Annotated in this window: 2 protein-coding genes; both read right to left on the bottom strand. The window is 43.2% G+C overall.

Going from position 1 to position 2,851, the window contains the following annotated elements; genetic code table 11:
* Positions 1–1,267: DUF7507 domain-containing protein (locus E4S40_RS17020; protein ID WP_135077158.1), on the bottom strand; the 1,267-nt coding region annotated here is incomplete at its 3' end.
* A gap of 574 nt (positions 1,268–1,841) precedes the next feature.
* On the bottom strand, positions 1,842–2,851 hold a 1,010-nt coding region (locus E4S40_RS17025), incomplete at its 5' end, for an OmpA family protein (protein ID WP_135077161.1).

The raw sequence follows: 2,851 nt of genomic DNA on the forward strand, positions 1-2,851 counted from the left end.
ACGTAGCCGCGCTGCCGTCAGGCAATTCGTCGCTTACATCAACACCGGTCAAGTCTACGTTGCCCGTGTTCTCTACTGTTATTGTGTATTCAATAGTTTCACCATTGGTGTCTACAACCGCATCGTCCGCGTTGGTCAACTCCTTGGTAATCGTCAGACTACAAATATCTTGTTCAATTACTACCTCAGTTGTAATTAAACATCCGCGCCCATCGGTAACTGAAACAGAGTAAGTTCCAGCTGATAGACCACTTTGATCCTCACCATCTATATCCAATCCAGAACCATCCAACGTACTCCATTCAAAAGTATAAGAGCCATCACCTCCAGAAACAGAAATATCAATTGATCCTGACTGACCAACTGAACAACCGTCATTGGTTTTATTATCAACCACCAATTCAAACGGTTCATAAACTTGTACTGGAATTGTAATGCTTTTGGGATTAACTACTCCATCATTTACTGTCAACGTGACATCAAATGTACCTGCAGATCCAAAATCAAAAGTAGGGTTCTCGAGAGGTGAACTTCCAAGACCATCAAAATTCCAAGACCAACTATAATTCCCAACATTACCACCGGTGGTAGCATCAAAAAAGTTTACAGTATAATCATCACAACTAGTCTCAAATGTAAAGTTGGGAACTAAAGGAGTCCTTACTAATAATCCTGGCTCAGACCAATAACATTGAGAATTTCCCAAAGTAGCAGGACAAAGGCCATCACCAGCATTCCCTGTCCTCCAGGTCATATAAATATTTTTTAACTCAATTTCATCACCTACGGTTAAACTGAAATTCAATAAAGGGTAATAAGTCACCCCATCATTGTTTACATTTTCTCCTGAGAAAAAACAATCAAATATGGTTTCTTGAAAAACCCCATTGATAAAAAGATCATATTGAACATATAAATTATATGCATTTGAGGAACTACCTCCAAACTGGGCAGCTATATAGCCATCGATTTCATCTCCAGGCTCATAGTCAGCATTTGGATCTAATTCCTGATTATTTAAATCTCGAAACTGTACATCCGTAATAGTCACGTTGTTCTGAGGACAACCTGGAGGATTATTTGGATCAATCACCAATGGTGGAGTCCCCGAAAATTGGGCTAAACTGAGGCCCGAAAGCTGAATGAAAAACAGAAACAAAAAGGAAAACTTGAATATAAAATTCAATTTCCCTGTCGATTTCAAGTCTTTAAAAAACTCACTCCCTATCGGTAAGTGATCTTTCTTGAATTTGGATACCTGGTCCATATCGTTATTGGTTAAAATTTCGAGTTCGTAATCGTTTCGCTATACTTTTCTTCATTTTCGGTGATCGGAATCAGCTTTTTGACCTCATCTTTTCACCCCCATTTTCTCGCTTATTTTGATTTTAGAGCTGTTTTTTAGATAGTTTGCTCCAAAACAAAACACTTTTATGTCGTAAAAATACACTTTTATGCTTTTCATATCCAAGCGTTTGTGCAAATTTTTTTATATGAAAAGCAATTTTTTTGGTGTGAAATGTTCTTTTTTAAGGCTAAAATACAATTTTGTTTAACGAATAGAGGTCGATTTTAAACAAGGTTTTGGCAATAAAGAGCTTTTAAAAAAACTGAAAAAGGACCTTGTAAGGCCGTATAGCTATTTTTTTAAAAGAATTAGATTGAATTTGCCCTCGTGAAAAAACTAAAAAGTGAACGCATCCTTCCTTGAAAAATTAAAATTTAGAATTTTTGAAATTTTTTGATTTTTTTCAAATCAAAGGGTAATAAACCGCTTTATATAAATAAAAAAGGGACCTGTTGTAGGTCCCTTTTTGTGTGTTTGTTTATGTTGATACCTCTTACATGGTGTCCACTTTCTTTCTTCTTCCGGTGTAGGTGAAGGAGGACTTACCCACCCGCAGCTCGGTCCGTCGGTTCAGCTGGTGCATCGCCTCGGTACAGGTTTCGGTGTTGCAGTCGTGCACCGGACGGGTCTCCCCGAACCACTGGTGCTCCATCCGGTTCTCCTCGATGCCACGCTTCATCAGGTATTCCATCACCGCATCGGCCCTGCGCTCGGACAGGCTCTGGTTGTACTCCTCGCTGCCCCGCTGGTCGGTGTGGCCCTCAATGTACAGCATCAGGTTCGGCATCCGCTTCAGCATGATCGCCGTACGCTCCAGCTCCTTCTTGTGCACGCTTCTCAACATCGCCTTGTCAAAGTCGAAGTAGATCGTCGGGATCTGGCTGATCTCGTCCTGAAGCATCTCAAACAGATCCTCCGGATTACAGAAGTCCTTATCCTTTAGCTCGGCTGGGATGTCATACTGCACGGTCGGATCCGGGAAGGCTTCCAACACCAGTTCCGAACGTCTGTTCAACTGGTGGTTTGCCTCCGAACACGGTACCCCGTTGCCGCAGTCGTTGACCAGCTGGCTCTCACCGAACCACTCCAAGCGGATCCTGTCGGCCGCGATGTTGTACTGTGCCATGTATTCGGTCACCGCCTTCGCACGGTTGTTGGATAGCTTGATGTTATACTCATCCGATGCCCTGGAGTCCGTATGGGATGCCACCAACAGATCCAGGAAGCTGTATTTCTTCATGATCTCGGCAATCTTGTCCAATGCGGGCTTCGCATCCTCACGGATCGCAAACTTGTCCAGGTCGTAGTACACAATGTCCACGTACACCGGCAACTGGTACGGAATCGGCATCAGCTTGTATTCACGCTTCACCGTATCCCCTTCAAAGCCCTTGGTCGTGATCGAGTTGTCGGTCACCGAGAAGTAACCCGGCTTGCTGATGGTCAGCGAGAAGTCGCTCTCCGGCTCCAGTTCGGCCGTCAGCTTACCCTGGTTCATCTGTG

This window comes from Algoriphagus kandeliae, from assembly GCF_004571135.1.
Classification (GTDB): domain Bacteria; phylum Bacteroidota; class Bacteroidia; order Cytophagales; family Cyclobacteriaceae; genus Algoriphagus; species Algoriphagus kandeliae.